The sequence below is a fragment of the Sulfitobacter sp. HI0027 genome (genome assembly GCF_001634775.1).
GTDB lineage: Bacteria > Pseudomonadota > Alphaproteobacteria > Rhodobacterales > Rhodobacteraceae > Sulfitobacter.
The window spans coordinates 1-518 of sequence record NZ_LWER01000244.1 but is presented as its reverse complement, the minus strand read 5'-3'; the positions used below and the strand labels follow the sequence as shown (position 1 = coordinate 518).

At 59.3% G+C, this 518-nt stretch carries 1 protein-coding gene; it reads left to right on the top strand.

Translation table 11 applies throughout. The annotated features are described in order from the left end of the window. Window positions 1-176: 176 nt before the first annotated feature. Window positions 177-518, top strand: a 342-nt coding sequence (locus A3722_RS15020) for an acetyl-coenzyme A synthetase N-terminal domain-containing protein (RefSeq protein WP_150120503.1), incomplete at its 3' end; no start/stop codon positions are given.

Here is a 518-nt window from a genome sequence, read left to right as displayed (position 1 = left end):
AAAGGTAATAGGGTTTCGGGGCAATCTAGCATGACGCGCCGCAACTGACAGGAACAATAGCGATCCGCTTGCCGAAATCTTTCTAAGCGGCCAGAGTGGCTGGAAATATTTGCGCGTCAGTACAGCTATACCCGGCCCGCGGGTTTGCCGCACAGTGCAACAGGAGGAGGAACACCATGGGATACCGTGACACCTACGACCGCTGGCAGGCCGATCCGGAAGCCTATTGGCTGGAGCAGGCCGAGGCGATCGATTGGGACATCGCGCCGACGCGCGCGCTATATGACCGGGGCGACCATATCTATGAGTGGTTCGCGGATGCCAGTGTAAACACCTGCCACAACGCTGTGGACCGCCATGTCGAACAGGGCAACGGCAAGCGCGTGGCGATCATCTATGACAGCCCGATCACTGGCAATAAATCGACCCTGACCTATAGCGAGTTGCAGGCCCATGTTGCCTCGCTCGCCGGGGCGCTGGTGGCGCAAGGTGTGGAAAAAGGCGACCGCGTGGTGATC